Consider the following 13,814-nt stretch of genomic DNA (forward strand, 5'->3'; position numbering starts at 1 on the left):
ATGCACGGCACCATGAAAAAACTGTTCTGCGCCGGGGCCATTGCCCTCGCCGCTCTTTCCCCGTTCGCCCAGGCCGAGGAGAAGAAAACCTTCAACCTGGCCTGGACCATCTACGTCGGCTGGATGCCCTGGAAGTACGCCGACGAGTCCGGAATCATGAAGAAGTGGGCCGACAAGTACGGGATCGAGGTGAACATCAGCCAGATCAACGACTATGTCGAATCCATCAACCAGTACAGCGCCGGTCAGTTCGACGGCGTGGTCGCCACCAGCATGGATGCGCTGTCCATCCCGGCGGCAGGTGGCGTCGATACCACCGCACTGATTGTCGGCAGTTACTCAAACGGCAACGACGGGCTGGTAATGAAAGGCACCAGCGACCTCAAGCAGATCAAGGGCCAGCAGGTGCACCTGGTCGAACTGTCGGTGTCGCACTACATACTGGCCAAGGCGCTGGACAGCGTCGGTCTTTCGGAGAAGGACGTGAAGGTGGTCAACACCTCGGACGCCGACATCGTCGCTGCCTTCAGCACGGCCGACGTGCGCAACGTGGCGACCTGGAGTCCGCTGCTGCAGGAAGTCGCCGCCACACCGGATGCACATCAGGTCTTCGACTCGGCCAGCGTGCCGGGCCATGTCAAGGACCTGCTGATCGTCAACAGCGAGACGCTGGCCGACAATCCGGCCTTCGGCAAGGCCGTCACCGGCGCCTGGTACGAGGTGATGGCAATCATGGCCAGCGATACGCCGGAAGGCGCCGAGCTGCGTGCCCAGTTGGGAGCTGCATCGGGTACCGACCAGGCCGGCTACGAGGCGCAGCTCGAGGGCACCCATATGTTCTTCCAGCCAGCCGAAGCGATCGCCTTCATTTCCGGCGAACAGGCCCATGAAGCCATGGACAGCGTGCGCAAATTCTCCTTCGATCATGGTCTCTTGGGCGACGGTGCCGACTCGGCGGACTTCGTCGGTATTGCCATGCCCAAGGGCACGCTCGGCGACCAGGGCAACCTGAAGCTGCGCTTCGACACCAGCTACATGCAAATGGCCGCCGACGGCGCGCTGTAAAGCCTTGCCACGCAGCGTCCGGAAACGGCACGCTGCGTGGCCGCTGCGCATTCGAGGAGCCCCATGCGCCGTACCAAAGAAGACGCCGAACAGACCCGCCTCAAGGTGATCGCCGCGGCACTCGAGCTGTTCAGTCGCAACGGCTACTCCAATACCACCCTGGCAATGATCGCCGAAGCCGCCGGCTTCAGCCGCGGGCCGATCTACTGGCATTTCAAGAGCAAGGACGAACTCTACGAAGCAGTCCTTGGCTATTCCCAGGTGCCACTGGAGCGGCTGATCGAACAGAGCCGAGAACTTGCCGCCGATCCGCGCGCCGCGCTGGAACACTTCATCACGGAATGGTTTCGCCTGCTGCTGGAGGAGCGCTGGTATCGCCAGTCCTTCGAGATCCTGCTGAACAAGACTGAGCTCACCGCGCAGATGGCCAGCACGCTGAAACGCGAGCGCAAGCTGACGCGGACCATGGTGCAATTGCTGGAAGAAATGATCGCAAAGGTGCAAGCGAACGAAGAATCGGCGCGCTCGCTCGCCGTGCTGCTCTATTCGAGCCTGATGGGCATCACCCACACCTGGCTGCTGTCACCGAAGCTGTTCTCGCTCAGAGAACAGGCGCCCTGCATGGTATGCAGCCTGTTGGCGCTGGTAGCGCCTGCCGCTAACACAGATTGATCAACCCAATAGGCGCGGGCGCTTGAGCTTGCTCAACAACGCAGGCCGAAGCGCAGCGGCATCCAGATCAATGGTGTTGATCAGGCCGGTAATGTCGGCCTGGGAAAGAGATATGCGACACGGTAGGCCGGTCAGCAGTAACGACTCACCGGCTGCCTCGTCTATCAGCATCACCCGTATCGTGGATGGCGAATCCATTCGCGCACTGAACAGCAGCGGCGCGTAGTACTGCTGCACCATCGCGAAGGCTTCCGGTTGCCTGAAGCGTTTCATGAATGACAACTCCCTCTGTCAGGCGGCGGATTCTAGCAGCGGTAGGCACCCAGGCTCTGGTGGCAATTGCCAACTCCGCCACAGGCGTAATCGATTCTGGTTGAAGTGCTGTCGCTTACACCGCCCGCGCGGCTACGGCGCACCAGAACAGTGCTAGATACAGCCGCTAGAGAGAGAACCCTTCGGTACCTACGGCCTGGAAAATGGAGGCAGCCACGGTGGCTACGAACGCTTGCGATGGGAACGAATCGGGAACTCAGACAGGCCCAATTTGCGCACCCCAGAAACGCTGAAGGCCCCGGAATACGGGGCCTTCAGGTTTGCAGATGGCGGAAGCGCAGAGATTCGAACTCTGGGAAAGGTCTCCCCTTCGGCGGTTTTCAAGACCGCTGCCTTCAACCACTCGGCCACACTTCCGGATAAAGCGGGCGCAATAGTACCGGATAGAAATACACTGTCAAACACTGATGCTAGGCATCCAACTTGCCTCTGCTATGATCCGGGACAAATCGTCTCAGGCTTGAATTCATCCAAGGAGTGTCGCCATGCACGAACACGAATACGCGCTTAGCCACACGCAGGTCGAACAGCGTGAGGTCAGCAAGGTCCTGCGCAACACCTACGGGCTACTGGCCATGACCCTCGCGTTCAGCGGGCTGGTCGCCTACATGGCCATGCAGGCCAATGCCGCCTACCCGAATATCTTCGTGGTGCTGATCGGCTTCTATGGCCTGTTCTTCCTCACCGCCAAACTGCGCAATTCGGTATGGGGCCTGGTTTCCACCTTCGCCCTGACCGGTTTCATGGGCTACACCCTTGGCCCGATCCTCAACATGTACCTGGGGTTGGCCAACGGCGGTGAGCTGATCAGCTCGGCGCTGTCGATGACCGCCCTGGTGTTCTTCGGTCTGTCGGCTTACGTGCTGATCACCCGCAAGGACATGAGCTTCCTCAGCGGTTTCATCACCGCGGGCTTCTTCGTGCTGATCGGTGCCATGCTGGCGGGCTTCTTCTTCCAGATCACCGGGCTGCAACTGGCGATCAGCGCCGGCTTCGTCCTGTTCTCCTCGGCCTGCATCCTGTTCCAGACCAGCGCCATCATCCACGGCGGTGAGCGCAACTACATCATGGCCACCATCGGCCTGTTCGTTTCGCTGTACAACCTGTTCATCAGCCTGCTGCAGCTGCTGGGCATCTTCGGCGGCGACGACTGATTCAGGCGTAAGCCCGCCCGCTGAGGCGGGCACCCGACACCCTGCGAAGGCCACGCTTTCGCAGGGTGTTTTTGTTTGGGCGTTCGATACGCCAGGTTGCAAGTCCGCCTCAGCCAGTACGGGCGGGCTGGGCCTCGGGCGCGGCATCCTCGAAACGGTTCACCTGGCGCAGGCTCCTGAAGCCGAGCATCCAGCCGCCGGTGACCGCCAGCGTACAGAGGCTACCCAGCAGCGCTGCCGGCATCGCGCCAAACCAGGAGGCGCTAAAGCCCGCTCGGAATTCACCTAGCTCGTTGGACGAGCCAATAAACAGCATGTTCACCGCATTGACCCGCCCGCGCATTGCGTCCGGCGTAGAGAACTGGATCAGCGATGAACGGATGTACATGCTGACCATATCCGCACCGCCAGCAACGAACAGCGCGGCGAACGACAGCCAGAACAGGCTGGACAGCGCGAAGACCATGTTCGCCAGGCCGAATACCGCTACTGCAATGAACATGGTCATGCCGACGTGGCGGTTGAACGGCCGCGTGCTCAGGTAGAAGCCCACCAGCACTTCACCGAGAGCCATGGCGCTGCGCAATGCACCGAGGCCGGTCGGGCCGACTTCCAGTACTTCCTGGGCATAGATCGGCAGCAGCGCGACTACGCCACCGAGCAGCACGGCGAACAGATCCAGCGAAATGGTTCCGAGAATGATCGGCCGCGAGCGGATGAAGTGGATGCCCGCGGTGAAACGCTGCCAGGCCGTGGATTCCAGCGCCTGCATTGCCTCGCCGTAGCGCACCGGCACGCGCTGCAATAGCAGGATCGCCGCAAGGAAGAACAGCAGACAGGCTGCGTAGGTCAACCCGCCACCGCCCAGCGCATACAGGCCGCCGCCAACCACTGGCCCAGCGATGGTAGAGCCGCGCACGATCATGCTGTTGGCGGCGATGGCCGCAGCCAGGCGCTCGCGCGGCACGATCTGCGGCAGCAGGCTGGACAACGCCGGCCCGGTAAAGGCACGGGCGCAGCCGTAGAAGACCAAAACGATATAGAAGCTGAGCACCGCCCCGTCGCTGAGCGAGAGCCACAACAGAGCCGCCGCACAGATCGCCTCGAGCGCCCAGCTCAGGGCGAGGATGCGCTTGCGATCGTAACGGTCGATCAGATCGCCGGCGGGCATCAGCAGCAGAAACATCGGGATGAACTGGGCCAGCCCGACATAAGCCAGCGACAGCGGATCACGGGTCATGTCGTACACCTGCCACGCCACCACGACAGCGAGAATCTGCACGGCGAACATGGCCAGTACGCGACTGATCAGAAACGGCAAGAAGCCAGGCTGACGGTAGACGGAATCAGGCAAAGCGGATGCGTCGGCAATAGACATGGGATATCCAGACGGCCAGGCCCGGCAATGGGCCGAAAGCCGGCCAATCTACCGGAGCGGCAAAGATGCGAGCAATGCTGACGCGCCCGGCTGGCCGCCACCCAGCACCGTTCGAGGGCTGGGAATTCGCGAAGCCTGCCCGACCAACGAACCCTGGAATAAACGACGACGGATTCTCCATCTGCGTGGCTGGCGTATCATGTCGGCTGTTCTGCAATGGTGCCCCGATGAAATTCGTAATCGCTCTGTTCGCCCCGCCTCACTCGCCGGCTGCCCGCCGCGCGTTGCGCTTCGCCGAAGCTGCACTGGCCGGCGGCCACGAGATCACCCGTTTGTTCTTCTATCAGGACGGCGTGCACAGCGCCTCAGCGAACATAGTCGCGGCCCAGGATGAGCTGGACGTGGCTGCCGAGTGGAGTCGCTTCGTCAGCGCCAACCAGCTGGACGGCGTGGTCTGCATTGCCGCCGGCCTGCGTCGCGGCGTACTGGATGCCGGCGAAGCGCAGCGCTACCAGCGGCCCGCTGCGAATCTTGCCGCCGGCTGGGAGCTGTCGGGGCTGGGCCAGCTGCATGAAGCGGCGCAACAGGCTGATCGACTCGTCTGCTTCGGAGGCCAATGATGGCGCGTTCCATGCTTATCATCAGCCGCCAGGCGCCCTGGTCTGGCCCCTCGGCGCGCGAGGCGCTGGACATCGTGCTGGCTGGTGGGGCGTTCGAATTGCCGTTGGGGCTGCTGTTTCTCGACGACGGCGTGTTCCAGCTCGTCGCGTCACAGCGGGCTGCTTCGCTCGAGCAGAAAGACCTGACCGCGAATCTGCAGGCGCTGCCGTTGTTTGGTGTCGATGCGCTGTTCGCGGCACGCCGCAGCCTGGCCGAGCGCAACCTGAATGAATCCGCTCTGGCGCTGCCCGTCGAGGTGCTCGATGACGCTGGCCTGAGTGCCCTGATCAACCGCTATGACCATGTGATCACGATCTGATGGCAACCCTGCATCTGCTTTCCCACACGCCTTTTGCCGATAGCCGCTTCGCCAGCTGTCTGCCGCTTCTGGCCGATTCCGACGCCCTGCTGCTGACCGGCGACGCGACCTACGCCCTGACGGCAGGCACACAGCCTGCGGCCGAACTGGAGCGCCTGCCGGAACAGGTCGCCGTGTTCGCGCTGGAGGAAGACGTGCAAGCCCGTGCACTCGATGCCCTGCCCGCGCGGGTGCAGTTGCTGAACTATGCCGCCTTTGTCGAGCTGACCTGCCGTTACGAACGGGTCAATAGCTGGTTATGAGCAGTCTGGTCGTAGATGGGCGCGAGATCGCGCTGGACAAGGACGGCTTCCTGGTCGATTTGACCGACTGGAACGAGGCCGTTGCCGAAGCGCTGGCGCGCCGTGAAGAGCTGGAGCTGGAAGCCGAGCACTGGGAGATCATCCACCTGCTGCGCGCCTTCTATGCCGAATTCCAGCTCTCGCCGGCGACGCGTCCATTAATCAAGTACGCCGCCCTGAAACTCGGCGCGGAAAAGGGCAACAGCCTGCACCTCAACCGCCTGTTCAAGGGCACTCCTGCCAAGCTGGCCGCCAAGCTGGCCGGCCTGCCGAAACCGAGCAATTGCCTATGAGCCTCGAGACTCCAGCCGAACATCCCTTTGCCGTGTATGTGCGCATCCTCGGCAAGGGCAAACGCGGCGCACGCGACCTGACGCGTGAAGAAGCCCGCGAGGCGATGGGCATGCTGCTCGACGGCAAGGTGGAGGACGCTCAGCTCGGTGCCTTCCTCATGTTGCTGCGGCACAAGGAAGAAAGTGCCGAAGAGCTGGCCGGCTTCACGGAGGCCGTGCGCGAGCGCGTGCACGCGCCGGCTATCGCGGTCGATCTCGACTGGCCGAGCTATGCCGGCAAGAAGCGTCACCTGCCCTGGTATCTCTTGGCAGCCAAATGCCTGGCCAACAATGGCGTGCGCATCCTCCTGCATGGCGGCGGCGCCCACACCGCTGGGCGCATCTATACCGAACAACAGCTTGAACTGCTGGGCATTCGTCGCTGCGAGAATTGGCAACAGGTCAGCGCTGCGCTGGACCAGAGCAACCTCGCGTTTATCCCGCTGGGAGCCTGGATGCCCGTTCTGCAGCGCATGATCGACATGCGCAACCTGCTCGGCCTGCGCTCGCCGGTGCATTCGCTGGCCCGCCTGCTCAATCCGCTCGGTGCCCACTGCGGCCTGCAGAGCATCTTCCACCCCGGCTATCAGGATGCCCATCGCCAGGCCAGCACCCTGCTCGGCGACCACGCCATCGTCATCAAGGGCGAAGGCGGCGAGATCGAGATGAACCCGGACAACATTTCCCACCTCTACGGCACCACCAGCGGAATGCCCTGGGATGAAGAGTGGCCAGCACTGTCCGAGCGCCGGCATGTGAAGCCCGCACAGCTCGACTCGCAACAGCTGTTCGCGGTCTGGAGCGGCGCGCATGAAGATGCCTACGGCGAACTGGCGGTAATCGCCACCATGGCGCTTGCCTTGCGCGGCTTGGGGATGGAGCGCGAGGCAGCATTCGCCCAGGCTCGAACCTACTGGCAGGCACGCCACTCATCGATTTAAGCGATAGGATTAACCCACCGTTCGGTCACATTAATCGAACCATGCTTCCTAGACTGCCTCCTATCCGCAACAGGAGGACAAAATGGGATTACTGATAGATGGCCAGTGGCATGACCGCTGGTACGCAAGCCGCGACGGCAGATTCGAACGAGAGCATTCCAAGCGTCACAACTGGATCACCCGGGACGGCTCGCCGGGCCCGGGTGGCAAGCCGGCATCTCCAGCCGAGGCTGGCCGCTACCACCTCTACGTCTCTCTCGCCTGTCCCTGGGCGCATCGCACACTGATCTACCGCAAACTCAAAGGCCTCGAAAAGCTGATCGACGTGTCTGTAGTCAGCTGGCTGATGGCGGAAAATGGCTGGACGTTCGACAAGGCCACCGGCTCCAGCGGCGATGCGCTGGACAATCTGGAGTTTCTGCATCAGCGCTACACCCGCGATGATTCCGGCTACTCCGGGCGCGTCACCGTACCGCTGCTGTGGGATCGCGAGCGCCAGTGCATCGTCAACAATGAATCTTCCGAGATCATCCGCATTCTCAACAGCGCCTTCGACGACCTCACCGGCTCGCACCTGGATTTCTACCCCGAGCCGCTACGCGGCGAGATAGATGCGCTCAATGCGCGGATCTATCCGGCCATCAACAACGGCGTATACCGCGCCGGCTTCGCCACCACACAGGAGGCGTATGAAGAGGCATTCGACGAGCTGTTTCGCGAGCTAGATTGGGTCGAGCGGCGGCTGGGCAAACAGCGTTACCTGACCGGGGAATATCTGACGGAAGCCGACTGGCGCCTGTTCACCACGGCCGTGCGCTTCGATGCGGTGTACTTCGGCCATTTCAAGTGCAACCTGCGCCGAATCGAGGACTATCCGAACCTGTCGAACTGGCTGCGCGAGCTGTACCAGTGGCCTGGTATCGCCGAAACGGTGGACTTTACCCATATCAAGAGCCACTACTACGCCAGCCACCGTCAGATCAACGGCAACGGCATCATTCCCAAAGGGCCAGCCCTTGGGCTGCACCGACCGCATGACCGCGAGCGGCTTCCGGGACGCGGGATTTGGACGAGGGAGAGCGTGAAGCTGCAAGCGTGAAGCTTGAAGAGCATCGCCGCGAGGGCGCGCCTCCCACAGCTTTGTGCCGCACGTGGTGCCTTTGTGGGACGCCCGACCTCGGGGCGATTGCGTGGTCTGGTCTGTACGGGATCGCGTAGTTACCCGGCGCTGCCATGTTCGAGCATGTGGCACATGGCGGTTTTCAGCTTCATCGGCCGCACCGGTTTGTGCATCAGCATATGCCCGAGCTCGCGCACCTGCTGCTTGAGTTCGTTGCTGTAGTTGGCAGTGATCATCAGCGCCGGTAACGGGCTGGCGCGTCGCGCGTTGACGGTGGCGACGACGTCGATGCCGGTGTGGCCGTTGTCGAGGTGGTAATCGGCAATCATCAGGTCGGCTTCAGCATGGAAGTTGTCGACCTGCCGCGCCAGGTCTTCCTCGGACAGCGCCGTGATGACCTTGCAACCCCAGCCTTCCAGCAACGTGCGCATGCCGGCGCAGATCGCAGTATCGTTATCCAGCACCCATACCCGGGCGCCCTGCAGGCGCTGCAGTACGAGTTCCGTGGTGCTTGGCTCCGGGCGTGCCTTGGGCGCGCGCTTGGCCAGCGGCACCTCGATGGCGAAGCAGGAGCCACGTCCCGGTTGCGAAGTGACACGAATCCGATGACCGAGGATGCGCGCGATCTTCTCGACGATGGCGAGGCCTAGGCCCAGCCCGCGATCCTGATTCGGCCGTACGCCCTCCCCGCGTTTGAATTCCTGGAAGATCTCCTCGAGCTTGTCCGAGGCGATGCCGACGCCGGTATCCCACACTTCGATGGACAGGCTCTGCCGATGCCGGCGGCAGCCCAACAGCACGCGCCCCTTGGGCGTGTAGCGAATGGCATTGGTCAGCAGATTGCGCAGGATGCGCGCCAGCAGCTGGATATCGCTGCGCACCAGTGCCGAACAGGGAATGAAATCCAGCTGCAGCTGCTCGGCCCCGGCGATCTGGCGAAACTCCATGGCGAGGTTTTCCAGCAGCTCGCTGACGGCAAATGGGGCGATATCCGGCTTGATCACGCCGGCATCCAGCTTGGAAATATCGACCAGCGTGCCGAGCAGGTTTTCTACGTCTTCCAGCGAATTGCTGATATTGCGGATCAACCCGCCATTGAGCGCGCCCGGCTGTTCGAGCAAGGCGCTGGTGAACAACCGTGCAGCGTTGAGCGGCTGCAACAGATCGTGGCTGACCGCCGCGAGGAACTTGGTCTTGGACAGGTTGGCCACTTCCGCTTCGCGCTTGGCCTCGCGCAGCCGCGCCTCGGCATGACTGCGCTCGTCGATCTCGCGCAACAGCTGGTCGTTGAGACTGGTCAACTCGGCAGTGCGCTCTCGCACGCGCTGTTCGAGGTTCTGGTAGGCCTGATGCAGCGCCTCGGCGGTGCGCCGGCGGTCGGTGATGTCCTGGATCAGCACGAAGATACCGGCCACCTCACCATTGGCCTGCCGGTTCGGCACATAGGAGCGCAGCATGTAGCGCTGCTGGCCGGCATGGTTGCGCTCGGCCATTTCGAAACTTACGCTTTCGCCGGACAGTGCGCGATCGATGTAAGGCTCCAGTTGCCGCCAATGCTCGCCGCTGTGGACCTCGCGCAGGGACTGGCCGAGCATGCCGTCGCTGGGCCAGCGGTACCACTCCTCGTAGACCTTGTTGGTGAACTCGTAGGTAAGATCGGCCGAGACATAGGCAATCAGCGCCGGCACGTGGTCGGTGATCAGGCGAATCCAGCGCTCGCTCTCGCGCAGCGCCTCGGCATGGCGGTAGCGCTCGGTGATATCGGTGAAAGTATTGACGAAGCCGCCGGTGGGCAGCGCGTGGGTGCGAATTTCCAGCACTCGCCCGTCGAACAGCCGCTGTTCCAGCTCGCGAATCGGCCGGCCGCGGGCATCGCGGCTGTTGGGCGTGAGCAGGGTCAGCTCGCTGTCGGCCATGACCTCCTCGAACGGCCGATGCGCCTCGATCGGCGCCAGCCCGCAGAGTTCAAGAAAGCGCCGATTCCACAGTTCCAGCGCGCCTTCGGCGCTGACCATGGCGACGCCCTGGGACAGGTTGTCCACCGCGCGCTGCAGCAGCCGCGACTTCTGCGCCAGCGCCTGCTCGCGGCGCATGGTTTCGCTGACCTTCACTTCGGTGATGTCGGTGTAGAGGATGACCAGACCGCCTTCGCGGGTCGGGCGCTCACTGACCTGCACCCAGCGCCCGTTGTTCAGCCGATACACCGTCGGCTCGTCGCCCTTGCCGCGGTGTTCCTCGACGATCAGCCCGGTGCTTTCCGCCAGCCGCCGCACCTCCGCCAGCCGCGTGCCGGCGTTGATGCGCGCGCGCGTGCGTGTCCACAGCGACTTGAAGCGGCGATTGAAGAGGACGATGCGCTGGTCGCGGTCGAACAGCACGAAAGCGTCGGAGATGCTCTCGATGGCGTCGACCAGGTGCTGGTGCGCGGTTTCCGCGCGCAACCGCGCATCGCTGAGCAGCTGGTTGCTGCCCTTGAGTTCGGCCATTGCCTGATTCAGGGCATCGGTGCGCTCGCGGACCTGCTCGGCCAATTCCACCGAATGCTGGAAGGCCGCGTAAGAGGCATCCCGTCCGGCACCGCTGGATTCCACGCGCTCAATCAGGGCAGCGTTGATGCGTTTGAGTTTGTGGTTCTCTCGCTCGAGTTCGGCCTGCCGTGCCAGCAGCTCAGCGACCTGCCCGGCCTCCGGGTCGGCCAATGGCGACACCGGTGAAGGTCTGGTTGATGTGCATGCCATTGAACTGCTCTCCGTAGGTGTTGAAGCCGATCACCTGCTGGCGTCGGAGAAAAGCCGAAGTCTGTTCGCTGGTGTCGTTGCCCTCGATTTCCAGCCGGCGCAAGAAGCAGTCACAACCAATGGTCAGCAGCGGCGGCCCGAGGCGCTGTTCCAGCCGCTCGAACAGGGCTTCCAGATTCGGCATCAGCGGGCCGGGTTCCATGGCGGTGAGCACGATGCCGTTCTCCACGGCGCAATAGAAGGTCAGGCTCATGTCCTCGTTGACCTTCTGGATCGAGCGCACGTAGTAGTGCTCGTTGATCCGCACCGCCAGCGGATGGGCCGCGAACAAGCGGTGATCGAGATCGCTTACCGGCACACCGATCAGCCGGGCATATTCCTCCGCGGCCGGCTCGGCGTTCAGCTCGTAGACTCGCCGGCTGTTGCTGTCGGCGCGGGTCACCACCAGTTTGTCTTCCAGCGGCAGGATGTGATGGGTGGTGAACACCTCGAAATCCAGCCAAGTGTTGATCAGCACCACGATCGCCGCGCCACTGTAGAAACGGCCGTCGTAATACACATAGGTATCGCTGAGGTGGTTGTCGTCGCCGGCTGAGCCACCGAAATGCGGGATGCTGCCGAAGGCGGCGCTCAGTGCCGAGAGCACCACCTCCTCGCGACTGGATAGCCCGTCGAGCAGAGTCAACGCAAAGCTGTGGTCCTTGATCGGCGCCAGCGAGTTGCTGCGGCAGTCACTGCCCAGACGTTCGACCAGCTGCTGCGCCTCGATCAGGCTGAAGCGATCCATCTCGTCGATCAGCTCGCAGGCAATGGAGAAGCTGCGATGGTCGAAACCAACCGCTGTCACGCAGCTGCGACCGTAGCCCTGGGAGGTAATCTCGCCCGCCGAGGTGCAACCGACCAGACGCACGCCACCGAAGTATTGACGCAGCGCATCGCCCAGCGCCGGCAGGTCGTATTCAGCCGAACAGAAGAACAGCACGAAGCCCAGATGCGGATGCATCAGTTGGCGCGCCAGGTCTTGTGCCACCGTTTCGGGTAGCCGGGCGTCGGACATCGCCGTGCGTATTACTTCGCCTTGTTCATCAGTCACGCACGGCACCCCGCACCACTTGAATCGGATGACCCCATTCTTAGGCAGGGCATATGGGACGAAAATGCTACTTGAGTACCGGTAAAGGCCTGCCTAGGTAGCATCGCGACAAAACAACGCTGGCTGCGATCAGTTCCGCTGCGGACAGCATCCCTCTCGGGATGCGCAGACAGCAAAAAGGCTGGCCCCTCACGGGTACCAGCCTTTCAGGATGCAGCGGTAGTCGCTGCAGTCAGGGCGTGGGGACGATCAACGTACGCTCCACTGCATCGCAACGGCTGGCGCGACCTACGGTTCGGCTGCCATCCGCGCCCTGTTTCCAGCGACTTAGAAGCTGAGCGCGGCGCCCACTGCAAAGGTGCGGGTTTCCTCATCCAGCGTCGGGGTATCGCGACCTTCGATCTCGAACTGATTCAGCTCGGCAACCAGCGTCAGGTTGTCATTGATGCTGTGGAACAGCGCGATGCCGCGGGTTTCATAATCAGCCGCACTGCCCAGGCCATTGCCGTCATCCTTGGTCTTGCCGTAGGACAGCGCTACACGGTTCTTGCCGAAACGGTAGGAGCCCTGCAGCAGGTAGCCGTCGCTATCCACTTCGCGCAGCAGTGCCTCGCCGGCGTTATTGGTGAAGAACGGGTTGATGCCTTCTGCCTGGAAGCCCGAGGCGGTCAGCGACAGGTTGCCCATCTTGGCCTGTACGCCATAACCGAGGCCCTTCGAATCGACTTTTTCGATGCTGCTGTCGGTGTTGTCCGAGCTCTGCTGCATGCCGTTGATCCAGGTGTAGAACTGGGTGCCGCCCAGGTCGAACTCGTAGGTGATTTCGGTTTCGAAGCGCGGCGCTTCCTGGTAGGCCTTGTCCAGGGCAGTGCTGGTGTCGCTGGTAGTGTCAACCGGGTCCATGACGCCGGCAGCGATGCGCAGACCGTTCATCTTCGGCGAGCGGTAAGTGATCTGCGAGGTCGGGAACGGGTACGGATAGCCGGTACCGATGTTGCCGAAGGACACGCCACCACCATCAACCAGACCCAGGGTGTCGCTCACCTGACCATAACCGCTGAGCAGTTCATCGAGCAGGATGTTGGAGCGACCGAACAGGCCAAAGTCCTTACCGAACAGCACCTCACCCCACTGATCGTTGGCAACGGTGGCGTAGAACTGACGAACATCGATGCCGGTTTCGGTGCCATTGGTATCGCTGTCGTTGATCGAGACCCAGAACGACGAGCGACCACCCAGCTTGAGGTCGCCGACCTGCTTGCCGAAGTTGAAGCCGATCCAGTTGGGCAGGAAGCCCATCTTCACCCGCGACTGCTTGCGATCGAACTGCTCGCCGTCCCGCTCCACGTCGCTGTGGACGTAGAAGGTGTTGAAGTAACCATCGGTGGAGAAGGTTGTGTCGTTCTCATCGTAAAGCACGATTTCGGCAACAGCCGACTGGCTCACTGTCATGGCGACGGCACTGGCCAGGACCAGTGGCAACAGGGTTGATACGGCTTTCTTGTTGTTGTGCATGGCGCTCTCCGCGGTATTGACGACAAGCAGTCGTGACGGGAGCGATTATCGAAAGCCCATCAAAGCGGACATACGCTGCGATGGCGGCGAAAGGCTAGTACTTTCGCCGCGGGTGCAGTCTTGCATGCAAAGCATTTCATCCGTGCGGCTGAG

Annotated in this window: 14 protein-coding genes and 1 tRNA gene; 9 read left to right on the forward strand and 6 right to left on the reverse strand. The window is 62.4% G+C overall.

Annotated features, from left to right (window positions below):
- Together UIB01_RS11790 and UIB01_RS11795 are read left to right on the forward strand one after the other, a co-directional pair.
- A complete protein-coding gene (locus tag UIB01_RS11790) occupies positions 1-1,065 on the forward strand; it encodes a putative urea ABC transporter substrate-binding protein (RefSeq protein ID WP_038660527.1) in 1,065 nt (354 codons plus the stop codon).
- Between the two features lie 63 nt (positions 1,066-1,128).
- Positions 1,129-1,737 carry a TetR family transcriptional regulator gene (locus tag UIB01_RS11795; protein WP_038660530.1) on the forward strand — a complete coding sequence of 203 codons (609 nt, stop codon included), beginning with the start codon at positions 1,129-1,131 and terminating at the stop codon, positions 1,735-1,737.
- On the opposite strand, the gene UIB01_RS11800 is transcribed toward UIB01_RS11795, so the two are convergent.
- Together UIB01_RS11800 and UIB01_RS11805 are read right to left on the reverse strand one after the other, a co-directional pair.
- On the reverse strand, positions 1,738-2,010 hold the full coding sequence (locus UIB01_RS11800) for a DUF1652 domain-containing protein (RefSeq protein WP_038660533.1): 273 nt from the start codon (positions 2,008-2,010) through the stop codon (positions 1,738-1,740).
- Positions 2,011-2,337: 327 nt separating this feature from the next.
- Positions 2,338-2,427: transfer RNA gene (locus UIB01_RS11805), tRNA-Ser, on the reverse strand.
- Positions 2,428-2,555: 128 nt separating this feature from the next.
- Between UIB01_RS11805 and UIB01_RS11810 the strand changes: the two genes are divergently transcribed.
- Positions 2,556-3,224 carry a Bax inhibitor-1/YccA family protein gene (locus tag UIB01_RS11810; protein ID WP_038660536.1) on the forward strand — a complete coding sequence of 223 codons (669 nt, stop codon included), beginning with the start codon at positions 2,556-2,558 and terminating at the stop codon, positions 3,222-3,224.
- Between the two features lie 109 nt (positions 3,225-3,333).
- On the opposite strand, the gene UIB01_RS11815 is transcribed toward UIB01_RS11810, so the two are convergent.
- Positions 3,334-4,602, reverse strand: a complete 1,269-nt coding sequence (locus tag UIB01_RS11815; RefSeq protein ID WP_038660539.1) for an MFS transporter — start codon at positions 4,600-4,602, stop codon at positions 3,334-3,336.
- A gap of 227 nt (positions 4,603-4,829) precedes the next feature.
- Here UIB01_RS11815 and tusD point away from each other — a divergent pair, with 227 nt between their 5' ends.
- The 6 genes from tusD (at position 4,830) to UIB01_RS11845 (ending at position 8,294) form a co-directional block, all read left to right on the forward strand.
- The gene (tusD, locus tag UIB01_RS11820) at positions 4,830-5,222 is read left to right on the forward strand and encodes a sulfurtransferase complex subunit TusD (protein WP_038660542.1); all 393 of its coding nucleotides are present in this window, start codon (positions 4,830-4,832) and stop codon (positions 5,220-5,222) included.
- Positions 5,222-5,581, forward strand: a complete 360-nt coding sequence (gene tusC / locus UIB01_RS11825; protein ID WP_038660545.1) for a sulfurtransferase complex subunit TusC — start codon at positions 5,222-5,224, stop codon at positions 5,579-5,581. Before tusD ends, tusC begins: the two co-directional genes overlap by 1 nt.
- The gene (gene tusB, locus UIB01_RS11830; RefSeq protein WP_038660547.1) at positions 5,581-5,883 is read left to right on the forward strand and encodes a sulfurtransferase complex subunit TusB; all 303 of its coding nucleotides are present in this window, start codon (positions 5,581-5,583) and stop codon (positions 5,881-5,883) included. Before tusC ends, tusB begins: the two co-directional genes overlap by 1 nt.
- Entirely contained in the window at positions 5,880-6,215 is a 336-nt protein-coding gene (locus tag UIB01_RS11835; protein ID WP_038660550.1) for a TusE/DsrC/DsvC family sulfur relay protein, read from the forward strand. Before tusB ends, UIB01_RS11835 begins: the two co-directional genes overlap by 4 nt.
- The gene (locus UIB01_RS11840) at positions 6,212-7,195 is read left to right on the forward strand and encodes a glycosyl transferase family protein (protein ID WP_038660553.1); all 984 of its coding nucleotides are present in this window, start codon (positions 6,212-6,214) and stop codon (positions 7,193-7,195) included. The genes UIB01_RS11835 and UIB01_RS11840 overlap by 4 nt, the downstream gene beginning before the upstream one ends.
- An 82-nt stretch (positions 7,196-7,277) precedes the next feature.
- Positions 7,278-8,294 carry a glutathione S-transferase family protein gene (locus UIB01_RS11845; RefSeq protein WP_038660556.1) on the forward strand — a complete coding sequence of 339 codons (1,017 nt, stop codon included), beginning with the start codon at positions 7,278-7,280 and terminating at the stop codon, positions 8,292-8,294.
- A 119-nt stretch (positions 8,295-8,413) separates the two neighbouring features.
- Here the strand turns inward: UIB01_RS11845 and nahK are convergent, their stop codons facing one another.
- The 3 genes from nahK to UIB01_RS11860 form a co-directional block, all read right to left on the reverse strand.
- The gene (gene nahK, locus UIB01_RS11850) at positions 8,414-11,014 is read right to left on the reverse strand and encodes a hybrid sensor histidine kinase/response regulator NahK/ErcS' (protein WP_038660559.1); all 2,601 of its coding nucleotides are present in this window, start codon (positions 11,012-11,014) and stop codon (positions 8,414-8,416) included.
- Positions 10,983-12,146, reverse strand: coding sequence for a nitric oxide-sensing protein NosP (nosP, locus tag UIB01_RS11855; protein WP_038660562.1), 1,164 nt, complete (start codon positions 12,144-12,146; stop codon positions 10,983-10,985). Before nosP ends, nahK begins: the two co-directional genes overlap by 32 nt.
- 327 nt (positions 12,147-12,473) lie before the next feature.
- Complete coding sequence (locus tag UIB01_RS11860; protein WP_038660565.1) at positions 12,474-13,661, reverse strand: porin; 1,188 nt, start codon at positions 13,659-13,661, stop codon at positions 12,474-12,476.
- Positions 13,662-13,814 lie beyond the last annotated feature (153 nt).

This window comes from Stutzerimonas decontaminans, assembly GCF_000661915.1.
GTDB classification, from domain to species: Bacteria; Pseudomonadota; Gammaproteobacteria; order Pseudomonadales; family Pseudomonadaceae; genus Stutzerimonas; species Stutzerimonas decontaminans.

Coding starts and splice junctions, on each gene's coding strand:
- UIB01_RS11835 (WP_038660550.1), top strand. CDS start 5,880: ATGAGCAGTCTGGTCGTAGATGGGCGCGAGATCGCGCTGGACAAGGAC.
- UIB01_RS11795 (WP_038660530.1), top strand. CDS start 1,129: ATGCGCCGTACCAAAGAAGACGCCGAACAGACCCGCCTCAAGGTGATC.
- UIB01_RS11860 (WP_038660565.1), bottom strand. CDS start 13,661: ATGCACAACAACAAGAAAGCCGTATCAACCCTGTTGCCACTGGTCCTG.
- tusC (WP_038660545.1), top strand. CDS start 5,222: ATGGCGCGTTCCATGCTTATCATCAGCCGCCAGGCGCCCTGGTCTGGC.
- tusB (WP_038660547.1), top strand. CDS start 5,581: ATGGCAACCCTGCATCTGCTTTCCCACACGCCTTTTGCCGATAGCCGC.
- UIB01_RS11845 (WP_038660556.1), top strand. CDS start 7,278: ATGGGATTACTGATAGATGGCCAGTGGCATGACCGCTGGTACGCAAGC.
- UIB01_RS11800 (WP_038660533.1), bottom strand. CDS start 2,010: ATGAAACGCTTCAGGCAACCGGAAGCCTTCGCGATGGTGCAGCAGTAC.
- UIB01_RS11840 (WP_038660553.1), top strand. CDS start 6,212: ATGAGCCTCGAGACTCCAGCCGAACATCCCTTTGCCGTGTATGTGCGC.
- UIB01_RS11810 (WP_038660536.1), top strand. CDS start 2,556: ATGCACGAACACGAATACGCGCTTAGCCACACGCAGGTCGAACAGCGT.
- UIB01_RS11790 (WP_038660527.1), top strand. CDS start 1: ATGCACGGCACCATGAAAAAACTGTTCTGCGCCGGGGCCATTGCCCTC.
- tusD (WP_038660542.1), top strand. CDS start 4,830: ATGAAATTCGTAATCGCTCTGTTCGCCCCGCCTCACTCGCCGGCTGCC.
- UIB01_RS11815 (WP_038660539.1), bottom strand. CDS start 4,602: ATGTCTATTGCCGACGCATCCGCTTTGCCTGATTCCGTCTACCGTCAG.